The sequence below is a fragment of the Nocardia sp. NPDC049707 genome (assembly GCF_040674855.1).
Classification (GTDB): domain Bacteria; phylum Actinomycetota; class Actinomycetes; order Mycobacteriales; family Mycobacteriaceae; genus Nocardia.
The window spans coordinates 206,108-226,948 of the sequence record NZ_JBFANN010000001.1; the positions used below are offsets into that span (position 1 = coordinate 206,108).

Annotated in this window: 9 protein-coding genes; 5 read left to right on the forward strand and 4 right to left on the reverse strand. The window is 66.7% G+C overall.

Features of this window, described 5'->3' with window-relative positions; genetic code table 11:
* Positions 1-87 precede the first annotated feature (87 nt).
* Positions 88-1,077 (forward strand): Gfo/Idh/MocA family oxidoreductase, encoded by a 990-nt coding sequence (locus tag AB0J29_RS01030; protein WP_364777874.1) that lies wholly within the window; start codon positions 88-90, stop codon positions 1,075-1,077.
* On the opposite strand, the gene AB0J29_RS01035 is transcribed toward AB0J29_RS01030, so the two are convergent.
* The 3 genes from AB0J29_RS01035 to AB0J29_RS01045 are packed head-to-tail and all read right to left on the reverse strand — an operon-like array spanning position 1,060 to position 14,476.
* Positions 1,060-2,136: an alpha/beta fold hydrolase gene (locus AB0J29_RS01035; RefSeq protein ID WP_364777176.1), complete on the reverse strand. Its 1,077-nt coding sequence runs from the start codon at positions 2,134-2,136 to the stop codon at positions 1,060-1,062. The two genes, AB0J29_RS01030 and AB0J29_RS01035, sit on opposite strands and share 18 nt — an antisense overlap.
* Positions 2,133-4,367, reverse strand: a complete 2,235-nt coding sequence (locus AB0J29_RS01040; RefSeq protein WP_364777178.1) for a thioester reductase domain-containing protein — start codon at positions 4,365-4,367, stop codon at positions 2,133-2,135. Before AB0J29_RS01040 ends, AB0J29_RS01035 begins: the two co-directional genes overlap by 4 nt.
* Entirely contained in the window at positions 4,364-14,476 is a 10,113-nt protein-coding gene (locus tag AB0J29_RS01045) for an HAD-IIIC family phosphatase (RefSeq protein ID WP_364777180.1), read from the reverse strand. Before AB0J29_RS01045 ends, AB0J29_RS01040 begins: the two co-directional genes overlap by 4 nt.
* Before the next feature lie 244 nt (positions 14,477-14,720).
* Between AB0J29_RS01045 and AB0J29_RS01050 the strand changes: the two genes are divergently transcribed.
* Positions 14,721-16,049: a cytochrome P450 gene (locus tag AB0J29_RS01050; RefSeq protein ID WP_364777182.1), complete on the forward strand. Its 1,329-nt coding sequence runs from the start codon at positions 14,721-14,723 to the stop codon at positions 16,047-16,049.
* A gap of 41 nt (positions 16,050-16,090) precedes the next feature.
* Complete coding sequence (locus AB0J29_RS01055; RefSeq protein ID WP_364777877.1) at positions 16,091-16,462, forward strand: hypothetical protein; 372 nt, start codon at positions 16,091-16,093, stop codon at positions 16,460-16,462.
* A gap of 207 nt (positions 16,463-16,669) precedes the next feature.
* Here AB0J29_RS01055 and AB0J29_RS01060 read toward each other — a convergent pair whose 3' ends face one another.
* The gene (locus AB0J29_RS01060; protein ID WP_364777184.1) at positions 16,670-17,374 is read right to left on the reverse strand and encodes a class I SAM-dependent methyltransferase; all 705 of its coding nucleotides are present in this window, start codon (positions 17,372-17,374) and stop codon (positions 16,670-16,672) included.
* A 964-nt stretch (positions 17,375-18,338) separates the two neighbouring features.
* On the opposite strand from AB0J29_RS01060, the gene AB0J29_RS01065 reads away from it, so the two are divergent.
* Together AB0J29_RS01065 and AB0J29_RS01070 are read left to right on the forward strand one after the other, a co-directional pair.
* Positions 18,339-19,406, forward strand: a complete 1,068-nt coding sequence (locus AB0J29_RS01065; RefSeq protein WP_364777880.1) for a thiolase family protein — start codon at positions 18,339-18,341, stop codon at positions 19,404-19,406.
* 7 nt (positions 19,407-19,413) lie between these two features.
* The gene (locus AB0J29_RS01070) at positions 19,414-20,619 is read left to right on the forward strand and encodes a cytochrome P450 (protein ID WP_364777186.1); all 1,206 of its coding nucleotides are present in this window, start codon (positions 19,414-19,416) and stop codon (positions 20,617-20,619) included.
* The last annotated feature ends 222 nt before the right edge of the window (positions 20,620-20,841 follow it).

Sequence of the window (20,841 nt, forward strand, 5' to 3'; positions counted from 1 at the left end):
ATTCATCCACATTCGGGATCGTCGGACTGTCGGAGCAGCCCAGCCGAGGTGCGGTGTCGATGTTAGTGTCTGCCGGTGACCGAAGACATGCGCTCCGGGCTCCGTATCGGGGTCCTCGGTGCCGCCCGTATCGCGCCGGCTTCCCTGATCAAACCGGCCGAGCGGAATCCGGAGGTCGTCGTCGCAGCGGTGGCCGCCCGGGACCGGTCGGATGCGGAACGGTTCGCCCGCAAGCACCGCATCTCGCAGGTCTACGACAGCTATCAGGTCCTGATCGACGCGCCCGACCTCGACGCGGTCTATATCCCGCTGCCCAACGGTCTGCACGGTCGCTGGACGCGCGCCGCGATGCAGGCCGGTAAGCATGTGCTGTGCGAGAAGCCGTTCACCGCCAACGCCGCGGAGGCTCGTGAGATCGCTGCGCTGGCACGCGATTCCGATCGCGTGGTGATGGAGGCGTTCCACTACCGCTACCATCCGCTGATATCGGCCGCTGAACAGGTCATCGCGTCCGGCGAACTGGGGCCGCTGCTGCGGGTGGAAGCCGCGATGTGCTTTCCCCTGCCGAAATTCTCCGATATCCGCTACGACTACGCCCTCGCGGGTGGCGCGCTGATGGATGCGGGCTGCTACGCCGTGCACATGGTCCGCGTGCTCGGCGGCGAGAACCCGGAAGTGGTCGCGGCGCACGCCAAGCTGCGCGGATCGCGGATCGACCGCGCCATGACCGCCGAGCTGCGCTTCCCGTCCGGGCATACCGGCCGCATCCGGTGCTCGATGTGGTCGTCGGATGTGCTGCGCGTCGGCGCCACCGTCGTCGGCGAGCGCGGCCGGATGCGGCTGGTCAATCCGGTGCTGCCGCAGCTGGGACATGTGCTGTCGGTGCATTCGGAGGACGGCAGGCGGCTGCGGCGATTCACCCATCGCGCCTCCTATGACTACCAACTCGACGCCTTCGCCGCAGCGGTGTTGCGCGGCGAGCCGGTGCCCACCGCACCGAGCGATTCCGTCGACACCATGACTGTCATCGATGCCATCTACCACACCGCCGGCCTGCCGCTACGCGTGCCGAGCTGACGTCTCGTCGAAGAAATCGACGATATGTCCGAACACGTCCAGCGCCGCGCCGCGGCCGATGAAGGTGTCGAGGTGGCCGTAGGAGGGAATTTCGGTATAGCGGACATCGACTGTCGGATTGCGCGCCGAAAGTACCTCGTAGCACAGCTTGTTGGAATCGAGCCAGGCCTTGTTGCGGCTGCCCGACAGCAGCAGCACTGGACAGTCGATGCGATCGGCCTGGTCGAGCGCGTTCTCGGGGAGCGCCTGGTAGCGGTCGTCGTCGACGTTCCATCGGACCACGCTGTGCGCCAACTCCATCTGCCGTAGATGTGGCAGCACCGACAGTGGTATCGCGCCGAAGAGTTGGGCCAGCCGGTCGTGGGTGCGCGCATCGAGGTGGTCGTGTTCGAACAGCTCGGCGCCCATGCCCCAGCCGTGGTGGACCATGCGGCAGGTCGGGTCGGGGCAGTCGCCTTTGCGTGACAACGCGGCATAGATCGGGGTGCGCCAAGACCACAGCCCAACCTTGCGGAAGTCGGATTCGATGTGACTCAGGCGTGAGCTGATCAATTCGCTGCCGAGCAGCACTCGCACCCGCGCGGATGTGCTGACCTTCGGGGTCAGGAAGACGCCCTGCGCGACCACCCCGGCCAGTCCGGGAAGCAGTCCGGCCGTCATGCTCAGCGATAAGGCCAGCGCGCCGATGCAGTGCGCAACGACGAACAGTGGGCGGTCCCCGATCCGCTCCCTGATCTGCGCGACCGCCGCGGGTATGTCGTAGAGCGCGACATCGTCGAAGGTGTAGGACGGGCCGGATTCGTTGTACGGCAGGCGGCAGCTGCCGCGCCAGTCGAGCAGCCACGACTGGTAACCCGAATCGGCCAGTACATCGGTCACATTACGAATTTCGGGCAGCGCGAACATCTCCGACGACACCCCGTGTCCGTGCACCAGTAGCACCGCGGGTGCGTCGGCGGGCCCGACCCGACGCACTTCGAGGTCGACGCCGTCGGCGGTGCGGAACGAAATCACCTCTCCGGCACCGAGTTCCGGGCTGGTCGATCGTATTTCCGTCAACGGCGGTGCTCCTTACGCATCGCTCGGCGCAAATCCAGTAGATCGACACCCACTCGCAGGACCGGTTCCAGCAGGCTCTTGCCGAGTTGACCGCCGAACCAGCTGAGCCACAACAGTTTCGCCAGCCGCTGCTGGCGTTCGGACAGTCGTGGATCGATCTCGATGCCGTCGATCTGGTCGGGCAGATAGGTATGCATCGGCACGGCGACCTCACCGCGATAGGTTGCGGGCTCCCCGACGCGTCCGATTTCGATCACCTGGGTTCCGAGCTGACGCACCAGACGTCGCCGCGGCGCGGCGAATTTGTATCCCACCAGCCACCAGGCGTCACCGGACGAATCACGCAGCGTCAGTTGATAATGCATGATCGGATGCCGTACTTCGTGGCGTAGCGGTATCCCGTCGTGCGGTCGGATCGTCGCCGTGCCCGCAACGATGAGCGGCGCGTCGTGCAATCGAGCGCAGGTGAGCTCGCCGCCGACCTGGAGCGTTCGCGCGGTGAAGACCTGCGCGCTGCTCGCGATGGACAGGGTCAGTCGCAGATCGCAGGGGCTGTCGGCGGTGTCGTCGATCGGGCCGACCGTTCCGGTGAGTGTTTCGTTGAACCGCAGATAAGGTTGGTCGCCCGGCTGCGGTCCGATCCCCGCCATGGCCGCGAGCATCCGGCCGCGTGCCGCCGGACCGGTGGCGGGCGCGGGCAGGCCGGTGGTGGATACGAAGGCTTCGGTACGCGTCGCCGATGCGGGCGGCGCGGTCACCATCGCCGCCAACTGACGCCGCGCAACGGGACTCTGCAGGACTTGCGCCAGCGATTCCAATTCCGGCACCGGTTCCTCCCTGATCGCACGCACCACGTCATCGCACCACTGCCGCCAGTGCTGAACGCGAATACCCATACCGCCCAGCGTGGTTTCGGCGACCACCTGTTCGAGTGAGGTGGGCTGGCCGGTGAGGTGATAGATGTGGCCCCAGGCGCTCGGGGTGCCGACGATCTGCGCGGCCACCCGGCTGACCCAATCCACCGGGGCGGCATTGAGGTACCGGAATCCCGGCGCGGTGCGAAATCGCATCAGTGCCGCGGTGATGCCCGCGTTCAGGTCACGCGGGTTGTGCGCGCCGGTCTCCGGGTGGCTGCTGATTCCGCCGGGACGAAGGATGGTCACCACGAGTCCGTGCTCGCCCGCCCGGCGCAGCACGGACTCGGCGGCCCACTTGGATCGGTCGTATCCGATGGGCAGCGCGGCAACGTTGGTGGTCGGATCGTCCTCGCCCAACGTGGCGGCATCCGATCCATTGAATACCGCCAGCGAGGAGATATGGTGCACCGGTTTGGGACGGTCGGTGCAGGCCAGCTCCGCCAGGGTCAGCGGGCCGAGTACGTTGGTGCGGCGCAGCGACGGATAGCCGCGCAGGAAATCCACCGCGGCGCCCGCGTTGACGATCGAATCTACTTCCGCGGCAAGGGTTTTCCACCGCTCATCGGACAGGCCGAGTCGGGGTCGGCGAAGGTCGCCCGCCAGCGGCGTCACCCGCCGCCGCACCTCGCTCGACCAGGGCAGCGCGAAGCGCCGGACGGCGTGCTCGAGCCGTTGCGCGGCGGCGTGGTCGTCGTCGGCGCGGATCAGGCACACCACGTGGGCCTGGCTGTGCCGCAACAGGTCGAGCAGCAGGTGGCTGCCCAGGAAGCCGGTGGCTCCGGTCAGCAGGATGCGGCCCGGCGCGACCCGCTGCGGCGCCGCCACGAGCGGCAGCCGGTCGGCGCCTGCGAGGTCGGCGAAGAGTTGGGCGAGGTCGTCGGTATCGGCCTCGGGTTCCGTGTCCGGCCCGGGCCGTGCGGCTTCGGGGTGATCGGCCAGCCAGCGGTGCGCCAGCCTGCGCGGGCGCGCGTCGAAGAACACAGTATCGAGATCCGGATGGATGTCGAGTTCACGCGACAGTGCCGCGACCAATTCCACCGCGGCGAGCGAGGTGCCGCCCGCGTCGAAGAAGTCGGTATCGGCGTCGATGGGCGTCTCGGTGAACCGATTCGCCACCGCGGTGACCGCCGCGGTCAAACCGTCGACGTCCCACCGTCGCGCGCCACGCCCGGTCTCGACCAGCGATGCGGTGCCGGTGCGCGCCAGTAGGGCGGCGACATCCATTCCGGCAGTGCCGCGTTCGAGGGCTTCGCCGCGCGCACGACGGTCGACGGCTGTATTGCGGACCGACGTCGACTCGTCAGCACCGGTCACCGGGCCACCTCCGCGCCATTCGCCCGCGGCTCCCAGGACCGGAACTCCCGCAAGCGATCCGGTGTCACCGACACTTCCAGCGGTCGATCCTCGGAGTTGCTGCCGAACAGGTGTGCGGCCAATCGCCGGGCCGGTTCGTTGCGGGCGGTCTGCTGGACCGATATCCGTACCGTCGTACAGCCCAGGGCGTCGGCCCGGTCGGCCGACCAGCTCAGCAGCCGTTCCTCGACACCGCGGCCGAGGGCACGGCAGCTGAGCTGCCAGCCGCGAATCCACAGGCAGTCAGCATCCGCGCGCAGTGCGAGCACCGAGATCAGGCCGTAGTCGCCGAAGCGGTCGCGTGCTGTCGCGGTCCATACCTCACCCTCGTCACGCCACCGGTCGAGATCGTCGACCGTGACGGTGGCGAGGGTGAACTGGGTGGTCCGTCGTACCAGTTGTCGTGCGCGCTCGATGGTGGCCTCGGTCAGCAGCTCGACATCGACCTCGAGGTTCAACTGTTCGAGAAATTCCGCGAACTCCGCGACGGCGCGAGCACTGTCGCGCTCTCGCTCCTGATGGTAGAAGTCGGCTCGCGCACGGTCCTCTGCCGTCGCCGCGACCGGCACCATCGGCCACAGTCGCGTGATGAACGGTGCCAGTTCGTCGGCGGGGGGACATGTCACCGACAGCACCTCGGGCAGTAGCGCACGCATGCGCGCCACCTCGACCGGGTTGTCGTCGAGATAGCAGAAGCTGTCGAGTCCCAGCCTCAGTGTGCGCGCGACCTGCTCCAGCCGCTCGGGCTTATCGCCCCAGCCCGCGGAGACTGCGGCGAAATCGTCGCGACGCAGTGGGCTGTCGGGCCGGTCCAGGATGTCTCGGACGATATCGTCGTCGTTGTTGGTCACCAGTACCAGCAATGTTCCCGCGGTGCGCCACTGCGAAAGCCGCCGGGCAAGCACTCGACGTGGCTCGTCGAAAGTCACAGCGGCGAAACCGATTTCGCCCGCCGTACCGCTCCACAAGGTGTTATCTCCGTCCACGGCGATCACTTTCGGTGCGGGTTCGGTCACCGCGCCCACGGTCGCGACGAGGGTGAGCGCCACCGCCGCCTGGAATTCGGGAGTGAACGGCAGATGCGCCAGGATCTCGGTTCGGTCGTCGAAGGGATTGTCCACCGAATGGTCGCGCGTCCATTCGTTCGGTTCCAGCACCGCAACGCCGGGAATCTCGCGCAGGCGTTCGGCGACCAGCCGCTCCCACGCGACCAAACGTTCCTCGGGCCGGGCCGAAGGCAGGATCCCGACGACGACCGGCCTGCGCGTGCGTTCGACCAGTTCGCCAACTGCTGCTGGATAGTCGGCGGCGAGTTCGGTGAGCAGTTCGTCGGAGATCGCGCCGAACCGTTCCAGATCCGCCGCACGCAGTAGCACGATGCCCAGGGTCGTCGAGGGCTGCGCGAAGACGCCCGAGGGGTCGCGCAGGCAGGACAGCACATGGTGGTAGGGCGCCTCCGCGATGGTAATCGCCGTGGCATCCGAGGATGCCGCCACCGTCAATTCGGGTAGCCTACCCAGCGCGAACGTCGCGCCCAGGGCGGCACGAACACCGGAAACAGGTTGTTGCCCGGCGGTTTCGGTGCGGGCGGGCGCTCCGGGGTCGGCGACCGCGGCCGCGACCGTCGCCAGGTATTGCGCGCCGAATTCGGTGCAGGTCCGCTTGTCGATGATGTCGCTGTTGTAGGTGAACCACACCTGGCCGGTATCCGGCAGGACCGCCACCATGAGATCGAGATCGGAGTAACCGGTGCTCACCGGAACGACCTCGGCCTGCGCGACGGCGGAGTTGGCGCGCAGGTAGTTGAAATACACCTCGATCATCGGCGCATTGTCGCGGTACAGGCCCGCCGCAGCCAGCGCCGCCAGCACATCGGCGAAGCCCGCGCCCGGCGCGAGCAGATTCCGCAGCCGTTCACCGGTGCGCCGCAGCACGTCGGCGACGAGGTCACCGGTCAGAGCAGCCGCCGGGAAGGGCACAGGCACACCGAAATAGCCGACCGAGTCGGTGGCATCGGCGTGCATGCGGGTATCGACCGGAACCGCGAGGGCGAACCGGTCGACCTGTTGACGACGTGCGAGCGCAACGGTCAAGGCGCCGAGGAAGACCGCGGCGGGTGTGATACCGAGATCACGTGCCCGGTCCGCGACCCGGTCGTGCAATCCGGCAGGCATGTCCAGCACGACCGATCCGGCACCGTAGCTGCGCTGGGCCGGACGCGGATGCGCCAGGGTCAATTCGAGCCGACGAGTTCCGGAGAACGCCTCGCGCCATCGCGTGCCCCCGTCGTCGTCGCGGTCGCCCCTGCTCGGCTGCGCCGCGAGCAGCTGATGCATGTCACGGTTGGTCACGGCGTCGCCGAGCTGCGCACCGGACAGTTCCGCGGCGAGTTCGCCCGCGACGAGAAGCATCGACTGTACATCGCTCATGCTGTGATGCGCGCCGAAAAGCACTACCGGGTGGGCGGATTCGGCGTTCAGCAGTTCGAAGCGCCACAGCGGACCCGTTTCCAGGTCGAACGGCCGCGCCATCAGCTCTCGGAAGCATTCCTGGACAACGGCGTCATCGAGGTGGTCGAGGTCGCGCCAACCGGCAAGCGCGCCGGGGTCGCGACGAATCTCGAGCTGTCGTCCGTGCTCCTCGCTGGGCCGAATAGTGGTGCGCAGCGCGGCATGTCGGCGGGCCAGTCGCGCCAGCGCCTGATCCAGCAACGGTCGGGAGACCGGCACGGATAGTCGTACGGCGACACCACCGGTCTGCGCGGCGCTCGGGATACCGAGTTGCTCGGTCCGCAGCAGCCGCATCATGTCGCGGGTCACCGGTAGCACTTCGACCTCGGGCACCGCGGTGGCCACGACATCGGAACCGTCGGTGTCGGCCTGCCGCAGCACCTCGCCGACGAGATGATCGGCGAGGTCTGTGAGATTCTGCTCGGCGAGGATGGTGCCGAGCGGCACCGAGATTCCGGTGTGGTCGCGCACCTTGTTGCGTAGTTCGACCGCCATCAACGAGTCCAGACCCAGACTCTGGAAAGTCTCCTCGGCCGCGACGGTCTCGGTGCCCGCATGACCGAGCACCTCCCTGGTCCACTCGGCGACAGCGACCTTCGTCAGGGCGATCGCCTCCGCACGCGGTACGGTCCGCAGTTGTTCGGCGAATCGCGTTCCCGCCGTCACATCGACTGTCGCGCGGTCGGCCACGGCCCGGCGTGGCGCGCGGCGCACGAGTCCGCGCAGCAGCGGCGGGACGTCGGACGCGCGCCGCAGCACGTCGGTGTCGAGCAGCAGCGGGACCAGCACCGGATCACCGAGCCGCAACGCGGCATCGAAACAGGCCATTCCCTCCGGCACCGAGAACGCGCGGATACCCGCGCGCGTGATGCGCCGAATATCGGCCTGCGTCATGTGGTCGTGCATATCGACCTCCCACGCGCCCCAGGCCAGTGACTGGGCGGGCAGCCCGCGCGCGCGGCGGCGTAGCGCCAGCGCGTCGAGATAGGAGTTGGCGGCCGCGTAGTTGGCCTGCCCGGGTGTGCCGAACAGTCCGCCCGCCGCGGAGAACAGTACGAAGATCGACAGCTCCCGGTCGGCGGTCAGCTCGTGCAGATGGTGTGCCGCATCAACTTTCGGGCGCAGCACCGAGTCGAGCTGCTCGGGTGTCAACGAGCCGACTGTGCTGTCGTCGAGCACGCACGCCGCGTGGACCACACCGGCAAGCGGCATACCGTCGAGGAGCCGCGCCAGCGCCGACCGGTCGGCGATATCGCAACGTCGGAATCGCACGCGGGCACCGCGGCTCTCCAGATCGTCCCGCAACTCGCGGCCACCCGGGCCGTCGATACCGCGGCGGCTGACCAGCACCAAGTCTCGGGCACCGTACGCGTCGGCGAGATGGCGGGCCAATGCCGAACCGAGCCGACCAGGCGCACCCGTGACCAGAACGGCGCCGTCCCCCAGCGATACCCGGCCCTCCTGCGCTCGCCCCGCACTCCCCGCCAGCCGAGCCAGACGTGGCACGAACGCCACACCGTCGCGCACAGCCAACTGCTGTTCGTCTGCGGCGAGAAGGGCGGCGATATCCAATTCGGAGTCGGCCGTGTCGATCAGCACGATTCGGCCGGGATTCTCCGACTGGGCCGAGCGCACCAGTCCCCACACGACCGCACCCGCCGGATTCGGACTGTCCGCGCCGGGCAGGGCCACCGCACCGCGAGTGCGGACGACCAGCGTCGTCTTGTCGAATCGACTGTCGCCGATGAACGTTTGCAGCGCGGCCAGGATGTGCTGGGCGCTGTCGTGCACCTGCCCCGGCGAATCCCCTTCGGGCACCGGCAGAATAATCGCGTCGACGAGCCCCGGCCGGGCGGAATTCCACTCGCCTATCGTGCGCGTCCGGTTCGGCGCGGCAAGCGCGAGCTCCGACCACTCCATGCGGAACAGGTGACGGTTCGAGGTCGCGACCGATGCGGCGTCCCACTGCGCGGCGGCGACCGGTCGCAGCAGCAACGAACCCACCGACACCACGGGCCGTCCGGTCCGGTCGGTCGCCGACATGGTGACGGTGTCGGTGCCCGACCGGGTGAGCCGAACGCGCAGCGCGGTGGCGCCGGAGGCCCACAGCGCCACATCCGTCCACACGAACGGCAGCAGGGCGTGCTCGCCGTCGGCGGCGAACAGGGCGGTGGCGTGCAGCGCGGCATCGAGCAATGCCGGATGGATACCGAACTTCGCGGCATCGCCGTGCGCGGATTCGGCGAGTTCGACCTCAACGAAGATCTCGTCATCGCATCGCCATGCCGCGCGCACCGCCCGGAACTGCGGACCGTAGTGGTGCCCGCGTGCGAACAGCTGGGCGTAGAGGTCATCGACATCGACGCGTACCGCTTCCGCGGGCGGCCACACCGACGAATCGACCTGTGGGGGAACGGGGTCGGACTCCTCGACCAGCATGCCGTCGGCGTGGAGCGTCCACCGGGCATCCGGATCGTGTTCGTCGCGGGCGTAGATTCGCACCGTACGGCGGTCGTCGGCGTCGGCCGCGCCGACCACCGTCTGGATCTGCAATGCTGTGCGGTCGGGGACGAGCATCGGGGTGCGCAACACCAATTCACGCACCATCGGACTGTCCACCTCGTCACCGGCGCGGACGGCCAGTTCGACCAATGCGGCGCCGGGCATCAGCACCGTGTTCCGGCCAGCGTGATCGGCCACCCACGGCTGCTGCCGGCACGACACCCGGCCGGTCAGGATCACGCCACCCGAATCCGGCTGCGGCACAACGGCACCCAGAACAGGGTGGGCGACGTCTTGGAGTCCGAGTGAGGTGGTGTCGCGGTTGGCTCCGTCGGTCCAGAACCGCCGCTCGTCGAAGGCGTAGGTGGGCAGGTCGACGTGTCCGTATTCGGGAACCAGCCTGGTCCAGTCGAGTTCGTGGCCCGCGACGTACAGCTCGGCCTGCGCCCTGGCCAGGCAGGTGGGCCCGTCCTGATCCCGCACCAGCGAACCCACTGCCACCACCTCGCGCGCGAGTTCCTCCGACACCGTCTGCACCGCGGCGGTCAGCGACGGGTGCACGCCCATTTCGACGAAATATCGGAATCCATCCGCGATCATGCGCTCGATCGTGGCCGCGAACCGCACGGTCTCGCACGCGTTCCGATACCAGTAATCGGGTCCGATCGGTGCGCTTGTCATCGGTTCACTCGACACTGTCGAATACCACGGCGTTGCAGGCGAATTCGCGATTATCCCGGCCAGTTCGGCCGTCAATGGATCGCGGATCGATTCGATCAACCGGCAGTGCCCGGCGAATCCGGGCCCTGCCGCGCCGAGACGCGTGTAAATTCCCGCGCCGGACAGCTCTGCCAGCAGTTCCTCCACCGCGGCCTGCTCACCCGCCACGATCGTCGAACGTCGCACATTGACCGCCGCGATCGACACCCGGCCATCGAACTGTGCCAGCCGCCTGCCGACCTCGTCCTCGGGCAGGCCGACCATCGCCATCGCGCCCGGTTCGGTGATGGCCTGCATCAGACGGCTACGCGCGATGACAATCCGTGCGGCATCGCTCAATTCGATGACACCGGCGCAGTAGGCGGCGGTGATCTCGCCCTGACTGTGGCCGATCACCGCGTCCGGGGTGACGCCCACCGCGCGCCACGTGGCCGCGAGCGCGGCCATGGTCGCGAACAGAAGCGGCTGCACGACAGGGAAGTCAGCGAGGTCCGCAACGGTCATGGTGGTCAACCTGTCCGCCAGCGACCAGCCGAGCTGTGCGCCGAAAGCCTTGTCGCACTGGTCGAATTCGGCACGGAACTCCGCGGAGCCGGCGAGCATATCGCGGGCCATGCCGACCCACTGCGTCCCTTGCCCAGGGAAGACGAAGGCGGTCTTGGCGTTGGTGAGCACCGGTCCGGCGCCGAGAACGACATTCGGCGACGACCGGCCGTCCACCAGAACATGGAGCGCACCGACCATCTCGTCCCGATCGGCGGCCACCACGACCGCGCGCCGCTCGAACTGGGTGCGCTGCAACGCCAATGCGCGCGAGAGCGGCCTCGGTGCCAGTCGCGGATCGGCGACAACCAGGTCGAGCAGCCGCTCGACCTGGCCGTGCAGCGACGCCTGGCTGCGTGCCGAAATCGGCAGCAGTGCCACCGTCCTGTTGTCGGTCGACGAATCCGGCATGGCTGTGCGGCCGGTCGCGAGCTCGAGCGGAGCCTCCTCGAGGATCAGGTGCGCGTTCGTGCCGCTGAGTCCGAAGGCACTCACACCGGCACGCCGCGGCCGACTGTCCCGTTGCCACGACATCGGCTCGGCCTGCACCGCCACACCGCTTCGCGCCCAGTCGACCTGTGGTGACGGTACGCTCGCGTTCAAGGTGGCGGGGATCCGCTCGTGTTGCAGTGCGAGCACCAGTTTGATGACGCTGCCCACGCCGGCGGCGGCCTGGGTGTGCCCCACATTGGATTTCAGCGACCCGATACCGAGCGGCCGATCCGGGTCACGATCTGGCCCGAACACCCGTGCCAGTGCGCGCGCCTCGATCGGGTCCCCGAGCGCCGTGCCGGTGCCGTGCGCTTCGACGTAGTCGATATCGTGCGATGCCAGACGTGCGGCACGCAGCGCCGAGCGCAGCACCTGCTCCTGGGCCGCGCCATTGGGGGCGCTCAGGCCCTGGCTGCGGCCGTCCTGATTGACGGCGGAACCTCGAATGACCGCCAGCACCCGGTCTCCGTCGCGGCGAGCATCGGCGAGTCGCTTCAACAGCAGCAGACCGGCGCCCTCGGCCCACACCGTCCCGTCCGCGTCGGCGGAGAACGGCGCACACCGGCCCGTCGGCGACAGCACACCCAACCGGCACAGTTCGATATGGGCGGTCGGTGACATCAGTAGCGTGGCGCCGCCTGCCAAGGCGAGATCGCACTCGCCCGCGCGCAGCGCCTGCATCGCCAGGTGCATCGCGACGATCGACGAGGAGCAGGCCGTGTCCAGGGTGACCGCCGGACCGTGCAGCCCCAACGTGTAGGAGATCCGACCGGATGCCACACTCGGTGACAGACCGGTTCCGACCTGGCCGTTCAGCTGTTCTGGCGCGGGGTCGGCCAGATAGCCGGTGTTGTACACACCGAGGTACACGCCGGTCGCGCTGCCGTGCAGGGTGCGCGGATCGCGCCCCGATCGTTCGATCGCCTCCCAGCTCAGCTGCAACATCATGCGCTGCTGCGGATCCATCACCGCGGCCTCGCGCGGGCCGATACCGAAGAAGGTGGCGTCGAAGCGATCGATGCCGTCCACATATCCGCCACGGAAGGTGTATGCCTTACCGGTCGCGGCGGTGTCGGGGTCGTGCAGCCCGTCGATGTCCCAGCGGCCCGCGGGTACGTCGGTGAGCGCGTCACCGTTGCTGTCCAGCAGCCGCCACAGTGCCTCGGGTGAATCCGCGGTGCCAGGGAACCGGCAGGACATCGACAGAATCGCGATCGCGTCGTCGTCGTCGGTGTCGGCGCCCCCGGCCGACTCGGCATCGGCCGCAACCGCGGGGGTCGACAGGGTCGGCGCGGCAGATGCCAGTGCGGTAGCCACACCGTCGATCGTGGGGTGGTCGAACAGCAGATTGGTGTCGAGGAAACGTCCGACGAAATCCGACAGGTCGACCATCAGCTCGACCAGATCGGCCGAGCCCAAACCGAATTCGACCATCGGCCGATGCACATCGACCCGTTCCGGATCCAGCGCCGCATGCCGCGCGACCGCCGTCACCAGCCAGGATCGGAGCGCCTCCGTGGACGGCTCCGACACGGGCCGCTCTATGGCATCCCCGGTTGCCGTAATCGGTTCGTGGTCGTCGAGTTCATCCTCTGGCGACCGCATCGGAACGGTCAGCAGGGTAAGCAACTCGCCGGACAGATACGCCGCCCGGCATGCCGAACGCTGAATCTTTCCACTGCTGGTCTTGAAGATGGCGCCCGGCCGGATCAGTAGCACCGCCGCGAGCGTGAGCCCGTGGTCGGTTGCCACCGCGCCGCGTACGCTGCCCTCGATCTCGGCCAGTTCGCCGGGATCCTCGCTGCGCACCTCGGCCACCACAATCGGCTGCTCCCCGTCGAGTCCGACGTCGGCGGAGAAGGCCGCGACACAGCCGGCCCGGATGTTGTCGTGCGCGGCCTCGACGGTCGATTCGATGTCCTGCGGATAGTGATTGCGGCCGTCGACGATCAACAGATCCTTGCGTCTGCCGGTGACGAACAACTCACCGCCGAAGAGGAATCCGAGATCCCCCGTGCGGAGGAAGCGACGGTCGTCACCGGGCAGCGTCGCCCCGAACACCTCGTCGGTGGCCTGCTCGTCACGGAAATATCCGGCGGCGATGCTGTTCCCAGTCACCCAGATTTCGCCTTCGTCCCCGTCGGCGCGCTCGGTGCCGTTCTCCGGGTCGACAATCGCGATCATCATGCCCTCGGCCGGCTTTCCGACACCGACCAATTCGGCGCGGCCGCGATTTCCAGGGGCATCTCCTCCCACAACCCGGAGCGTCGGCGCCGCGTCGGTGGACGGCGCGGTCACGATCAGGGTCGCTTCGGCCAGACCGTAGACCGGCTGGTGAGATTCGGCGCGGAATCCGGCCCGGCCGAAGGTGTCGGTAAACCGCCGCATCGTCGACGCCCGCACCGGTTCGGCGCCGTTGAATGCCACCTGCCACCGGCTCAGGTCGAGTTGATCGATCTGCTCCGGGGAAATCCGGCGCACACACAGTTCGTAGGCGAAATTAGGTCCACCGCTGGTGTGAGCGCGGTAGGTAGAGATCGCCTGTAGCCACCGCTCGGGACGCTGCAGGAAATGCAGCGGCGACATCAGCACGGAATTGGTGCCGAGATAGATCGTGTGCAGCAGGGGAGCGATGAGTCCCATATCGTGGTACATCGGCAGCCAGCTGGCGAAGAGGGCACCGTCCCATGACTCGGCCAACGCGCGGTCGTGCCCGAGCCCCGCGGCGAGCGCCTTCTGGTTGTGCAGCAGGTTTTCATGGGTGAGGATCACACCGCGTGGCGTGCTGGTCGAGCCGGAGGTGTATTGGATGAACGCGACAGAATCGGGCCCGAGATCCGGCTCTCGCCACCGGGATTGCTGATCGCCTGCGATCTCGTCGGTGGCCAGCCACCGCACACCCGCCAACTCGGGAATCTCCGCACACAGCGCTGCTGAATCCGCGACGACTCGCCGCGGCGCCAGTACCACATCGACCTCGGCATGGGCCACCATCCGCCGCAGCCGGCGCAGCGAGCGGTTCTCCCATTCGGGCAGCGGGGCAGGAACGGCGACCACGCCGGTCACCAGACATCCGAAGAACGCCTCGATGAACTCCGGGCCCGCCGGATACAGCAACAGCGCCCGCCGCGGCATCGAATCCTGCAGGGCGGCGCCGATCGCCCGAGCTCGCAAACCCAGGTCGGCGTACAACATTTCGCGGACGACACCGTCGACGTCACCATTGTCCAGGAACCGATACACCAACTCGGTTGGCCGATTCTCGACCTGTCGAAACAGTCTCTCCACGAACGTGTTGCGCACGAACTTCTACTTCCTCTGCTGGTGGAACTCGAGATTCAGCCGGTCCCGGTCCCCTGTCCCACGGGTCGTGAAAGGCGGTGCATCGTGACTGATAGCGCCACAATATAGCCATCGCCGCACCTCCTGCCACGATCGATGCCGCCACAACCGCCCCGAATAATTGGGGCAGAAGTCGCTCGACATTCTTTGCCGCTGTGGCGATTTCACGTTTGCGAATCGTCTGGCCAGCGGTGAGGATGAGCACGTGTCACACACTCCGATATCGCTGCGTGAACTCCCCCGGCTACGCACCCGTCACCTCGCGCGGATCGGTGAACTGATGCGCCCCGGAACCCACCGTTCCCCCCTGCTGGACCTCGGGGAACGTTTCGTCGTCTCGCCGCCGGGATTTCCGACCATGCTGGTCACCCACGACATGGACGATGTGCGAGATCTGTTCGCCAATCACGATGACTTCTCGATCGGGCAGGTGCTGAGTCGGTTCTCCAGCCACGACCTGATGTTCGGCAAGCAGACACTGATCTTCCTCGATGGCGAGGAGCACCGCCGCGAACGCCGACTGTTCGCGCCGCCGTTCCAGAGCAAGGCATTGAAGTCCTATGAAGATCTCATGGTGGAGGTGGTCGAGCGCGAACTGCCTACCTGGCCGGTCGGTGAACCATTCGAGTTCTTGCAGGCCGGCTACGACCTGGCCATCGGCGTGCTGCTCGGCGTCGTTTTCGGCGACGTGGCTCCGGCCCGCAGGGACCGGCTGAAGCAAGCGGTGAGTCAGTGGTTCGGAGAGATCGAAAGCCGCGGTTTTCTCGCCGTCACCCTGCTCACCCCGCTGGTCGGTGGCTACACGCTGCCCTACCCGCCGCTCAGCCGCCGCCAATCCGAGGTCGACGCCGTCATCATCGAGGAGATCACCGCACGCCGAGCCACACCTGGCGGTATGACCGACCGAAATGATGTGCTGTCCCGGTATGTCGGCACCGAACTGGATCAACACGACGACGCCGCCCTGGCCCGCAATATGCGCGGCATCCTGCTCGGCGCCTACGAGACCACCGCGATCACGCTCGGCTGGATCGCCGCCATGCTGGCCCGCCATCCGGAAGCGATGGCCGAACTGGATGCGGCAGCCGACTCGGACGACCGCGCCCGGCTCGACGCATACCTCGACGCCGTGGTCGCCGAGACGATGCGACTGCGGCCGGTGTCCCCGTTCACCGGACGGCGAGCGCTGCGCGACACCGTGATCAACGGTGTCCACATCCCCAAGGGCGCCATCGTCATCGTCCCGATCCTGCTCATCCACGAATCACCGCGGCACTACCAGGACCCGATGGTCTTCCGCCCCGAACGCTTCCTCGACGAGCGACCCAACGGCCACACCTGGCTGACCTTCGGCGCTGGTCCGCATCGCTGCCTCGGTGCCCAATTCGCCCTGGCGGAAGCACGCATCCTCTTCCGCACAGTCCTCGAACACCGCCGCATCGACACAGCCCCCGGCCCGATCGAACCCCCACGCCGCTACCACACCGGCCTCAGCCCCGCCCACAACGCACGAATCACCCTCCTTCCCCGCTGACCCCATAACTCGACGGCCTCACCAACGCCACCGCCGAGACACTGGCTGAAACCCTCTGCCGCACGGTGGTCGAGCAGCCACTGTTCTGCGACCTCCTCGCCCACGCCCCCCTCAACCTGGAACGCCACGTCTCCATGGAATCGGTTCGGGCCTACAAGATTTCCGCCCTTGCGGCAGTGGCGGAGCTGGCCGAGACAAGTGCCCGCGCCCTCCCTGCACTCAGTAAGGAAGCGGCATGGGAACTCATCAGTGCGGTCAGCGTCCTCGCAGGAGCCCTATGGCAAATCGCGCACCCACCCGAGACGCTGGCCCGGCTGTACGAACAAGAACCGCAGCTCGCCCACGCCGCGGTCGACCTCCTGCCTCACCTGACCAAAACAATCCGGGCGACGACCCGCGGATTGATCACCTGAGCACTGCCATGTGCCAGCACGCAATGCATCGGTGGCCCAGATGTGAGGCGCCAGTGCATGGCGCTCCCTACTCCGGTATGCCGGGTTGAAGTCCGCTTTCGACACCGGACGTCGCGCGCCGAGACGGCGAGGCGCGAGCCGGTGTACTCGATGGTCGACGGTGCCTCCCGTCGGGCGGCGCAGCGCGCGAACTGGCTTTGTGGCGGGTCAGCCCCGCCGGGCGCACAGCAGCCAGGCGGGAACCGACTTGCGGCCACCGGGTTCGTCGCGGATGCCCTCGAACCGGAATCTCGGGCCGTCGGGAGTCAATTCGATGTCGCCCTCGGGCAGGTTGCCATGGATTCGCGCCGGCCTGATTTCATCGACCACCCAGTACTTCTCCACCGCTGCGCGAAGCTCGTCGGCGGTGACCGGCGCTGGCCCGGGTACGGGAACTTCAGGCAGGGCAGTCCGGTCGAAAACCAGCGCGAAATACGACGCGCCCGGTGCGGCGGCGCGCGCGATCGACTGCTGGTAGCCCGCCCGCGACTCGACCGGGATCGAATGGAACAGCGTGCTGTCGACGATGGTGCCGAAGCGGCCGTCGTTGCCGGTGATGGAGGTGATATCGGCGACCTCGAAGGAGGCGTTGGTCAGGCCGCGCCTGGTCGCCTCGGCGCGGGCCAGCTCGATCGCGGTCGGCGACAGGTCCAGTCCCACGGTGGTGTAGCCGCGCTCGGCCAGATACAGCGAGATCGCCGCCTCCCCGCATCCGACATCGAGGACATCGCCATGGAATTTGCCCTGCTCGATCAGCGCGGTGAGTTCCGGCTGGGGTTCCCCGATACTCCACGGTGGTTTGACGCCCGGCCCGAACGGGCCACCCGTGCCTTGGTAGACGGCTTCGAACTCGAAATCATCCGGCCCAGTCATAGCATATGAGTATCAGTGACGATGGTGTCTGTCAACGTCGTCGATGGCGCCAGGACAGGTCCGAACGTTAGTTCGCCCTGCTGGTTCCGTGGGGTTGGCGCCTCTCAGGGCTCGGATTCGACGCGCGACACCACCTCCCGCATCGGAAGGCAAAGTCAAGACCCACGCCGAGACCGTCTACGTCGTCACCTCGCTGTCGGCCGCCGACATCTCAGGCCCGAGCTGTGGCCGTCCTCAGGTTATGGCGCTCCTGCGAAACATGGTCATAGGCATGCTCCCACTGGCCGGATACGACACCATCACGCAGCCTCCGGTACTCCGGACGCGACCTTCAATGCTCCATCAAACTACTTCTGGCCAGCTGAAATGCGACTTTGCCTCGGTATGTAGCAGTCGCGAGCGCTGACTTGAAGCCCTTTGGAGGCAACAGCTCTGGAGGCATCAATCGCGAATGGTATATTCCACCAAACGGAAGGTAGAATTAATGAAGGCCGGCGCTCGAGTCGGTCCGCTCGTCTTGCAGCCGAGAGGGTTGAACCATGGAGGAGACTGATCCGCGACCTCGCGTAGTCACGCGAGGTGGAGACGTATTCGTCGTAGGCAATCGATGTACAGCATGTCGGTATCCCATGACATCGACTGCGCCCAGGTGTCCCATCTGCAGAAGCCCATTGGAGGTGGCCGAGTTCGCCCCCGAGGGGGAGATCTTCGCGTCGACGCGTCTACATGTAGCTGTACCGGGATACAGCCCACCTTTCTCCGTGGCCTATCTCGTTCTGGACGACGGCCCTCGGGTGCTGGTCCACACATCGTCGGAGAGCCCGCTTCCTGTGGGCTCTCGGGCCAGGTTGATCGGTGTCACCGAAGCCGGTAATCCGTTGGCGCACGCGATACATGCAGGAGTTGGCGAATGAACGCGGCGATACACGGGGTCGGCACGTCGATGTTCGGGCGTCAGCCCCACATGAGCGATGTCAGCCTGGTTCAGCAGGCCGTCGTGGAGGCTCTCGATGACGCCGAAGTCGATAGGGTCGATGCAGTCTTTGCGGGAACGGTCTTCGGAGTGACGGGGACAATCCAACGCTGCCTGCAGACCCTCGGCATCGTCGGAGTCCCGATCGTCACTGTTGAGAATGCGTGTGCAACCGGATCTACCGCCCTGTTCGAAGCCGTCCATGCAGTCGAGTCGGGGAGATACGAGAGCGTTTTATGCCTCGGTGTCGAGACCATGACTGCGCACTTCAGGGGTCCGATCACACCTGCCTACAACGATGCCGAGGGTGCCGCCGGCCTGGCGATGCCAGGAATCTACGGTCTCGCCGCCAGTAGGTACGGCCATTTGTACGATGTCGAGCTCGACGATCTCGCCCTGATCGCGGTCAAGAACCGCGCACACGGTTCGTTGAACCCGCGCGCCCAGCATGGGAAGTCGACAACGGTCGAAGAGGTGCTCAACAGCCGGATGGTGGCAGATCCGTTGACACTGCTGCAATGCTGCGACATCTCGGATGCCGCGGCAGCCGCGGTGGTCGGAGCTAAGCGAAAAGGCAAGCGGGACATCACGATACTCGCCAGCGCACTGCAGTCTGGACAACTGTGGGATCACCGGTCGGTCCACCCGTGGGGGTTCGAACTCATGCAGTCTGTCGCACGACAGGCTTGGGAGACGGCCGGACTCGGTCCCGCGGATATGAGCCTGTTCGAAGTCCATGATGCTTTCACGATCGGCGAGGTGACAGCCACCGAAGCGCTCGGACTCGCTCCGGCCGGACGGGGCCTCGAGCTGGTCAAGGCCGGTCACACAAGACTTGGAGGTCGCCAACCGGTGAACCCGTCCGGCGGGCTTTTGAGCAGAGGGCACGCCCTTGGTGCGACAGGGCTTGCGCAGATCGCAGAAGCAGTGTGGCAGCTCCGGGGGGAGGCCGGAGCACGTCAGGTCGACGATGCCCGAACCGCTGCAGTGGAGACGATGGGCGGCGGCGCCGCGGGAATCGATGGAAATGGTTGCGTTGTAACCATTTTGGGAGGATGAGGAACTTATGGATCACGATATCCTGAGCCAGGACAGGCTTGCGGACCCCTACCCGTACTTCGCCGAGATGCGAGCAACGTGCCCGGTGCACTGGAACGAGCAATACCGGGCTTGGTTCGTGTACCGGTACGACGACGTGGTGGCGGCATTGCGCGACCCTGCCTTCTCGTCGGATCGTGTGCGGCCCGTGTACAACGAGCGCCTGTCCGGCGAGCAGCGGCAGGCGAGGAAGGCCACCTACGACGTTCTCCAGCATTGGATGGTCTTCCTTGATCAACCTGATCACACGCGCATCCGGAAGTTGGTGATGCCTGCCTTCACACCGAAAGCAGTTGCCTCGATGCGCCCGCAGGTTGAAAAGGTGGTCGAGGAGGCCGTGCGCGCGATCACCGATCGGGGCGATTTCGATCTGGTGCGTGATCTCGCTTATCCGATTCCCGCTGTCGTGATCGCCGAGCTGATGGGGGTGCCGGCCCAGGATCGGGAGCTGTTCAAGCAATGGTCGGACGAGATCGTCGTGCTCGTCTTCGGCGCGAAGTCGACCCCGGATCGGCACGAACGTGCCCAGCGTGCCCTTACGGAGCTGACCGAGTACCTCCGTTCGCATATCTCGCGGCTGCGAAAGCAACCCGACGACAATTTGATCAGCCGCATTCTCGAATCCCGCGAGCAGGATCCGCCGCTGACCGACGACGAAGTGGTTTCCACCTGTGCGTTGCTCATATTCGGCGGGCACGAGACGACGACCAACATGATTGCCAACGGGACGCGCGCCTTCCTGCAAAACCCGAGCCAGTGGGAGTTGCTGAAAGAGGATCCGGCCATGGCGAGATCGGCGGTCGAGGAAGTTCTCCGTTTCGACGGTCCGGCCAAGATGGCCATGCGCAGAGTTGCGAAGGATGTCGAGTTGCGCGGCAGCCGGATGCGCGCCGGCGACACGGTCTACCTGGTACAAGCGTCCGCGAACCGCGACTCCGCGGTGTTCGACAATCCCGACACGTTCGACATCACTCGCACCTCGAACCGGCACGTCGGATTCGGTTTCGGTCTACATCATTGCCTGGGTAACTTCTTGGCCCGACTCGAAGGCCACCTCGCCTTCGAGGCTCTGGCAACCGGGTGCCCTGACATCGAGATCGCAGACTCGGCGCAGCAGTGGCATCCGACCCTGATCAGCCGTGGCATGACGTCGTTCCCGGTCACCAATCGCTGAAGGGCCGGCAGTCGCGCCCAGCCCGTCCAGCCCGTCCAGGTGGGGGGTGTCGAGATTCGATACCCCCACCGTTTCGTCATGGTGCCGTCACAGCGATGCCCGCATCGCTGCAATTAGAGTTGGTCAACGCACGCGGATCGCTCGGCATATACGAGGATCTTGCGTTGGGTAACCCGGAGTGGAGACTACGCACTCCGTTATAGTTCGCGGCTACGGCCGTCG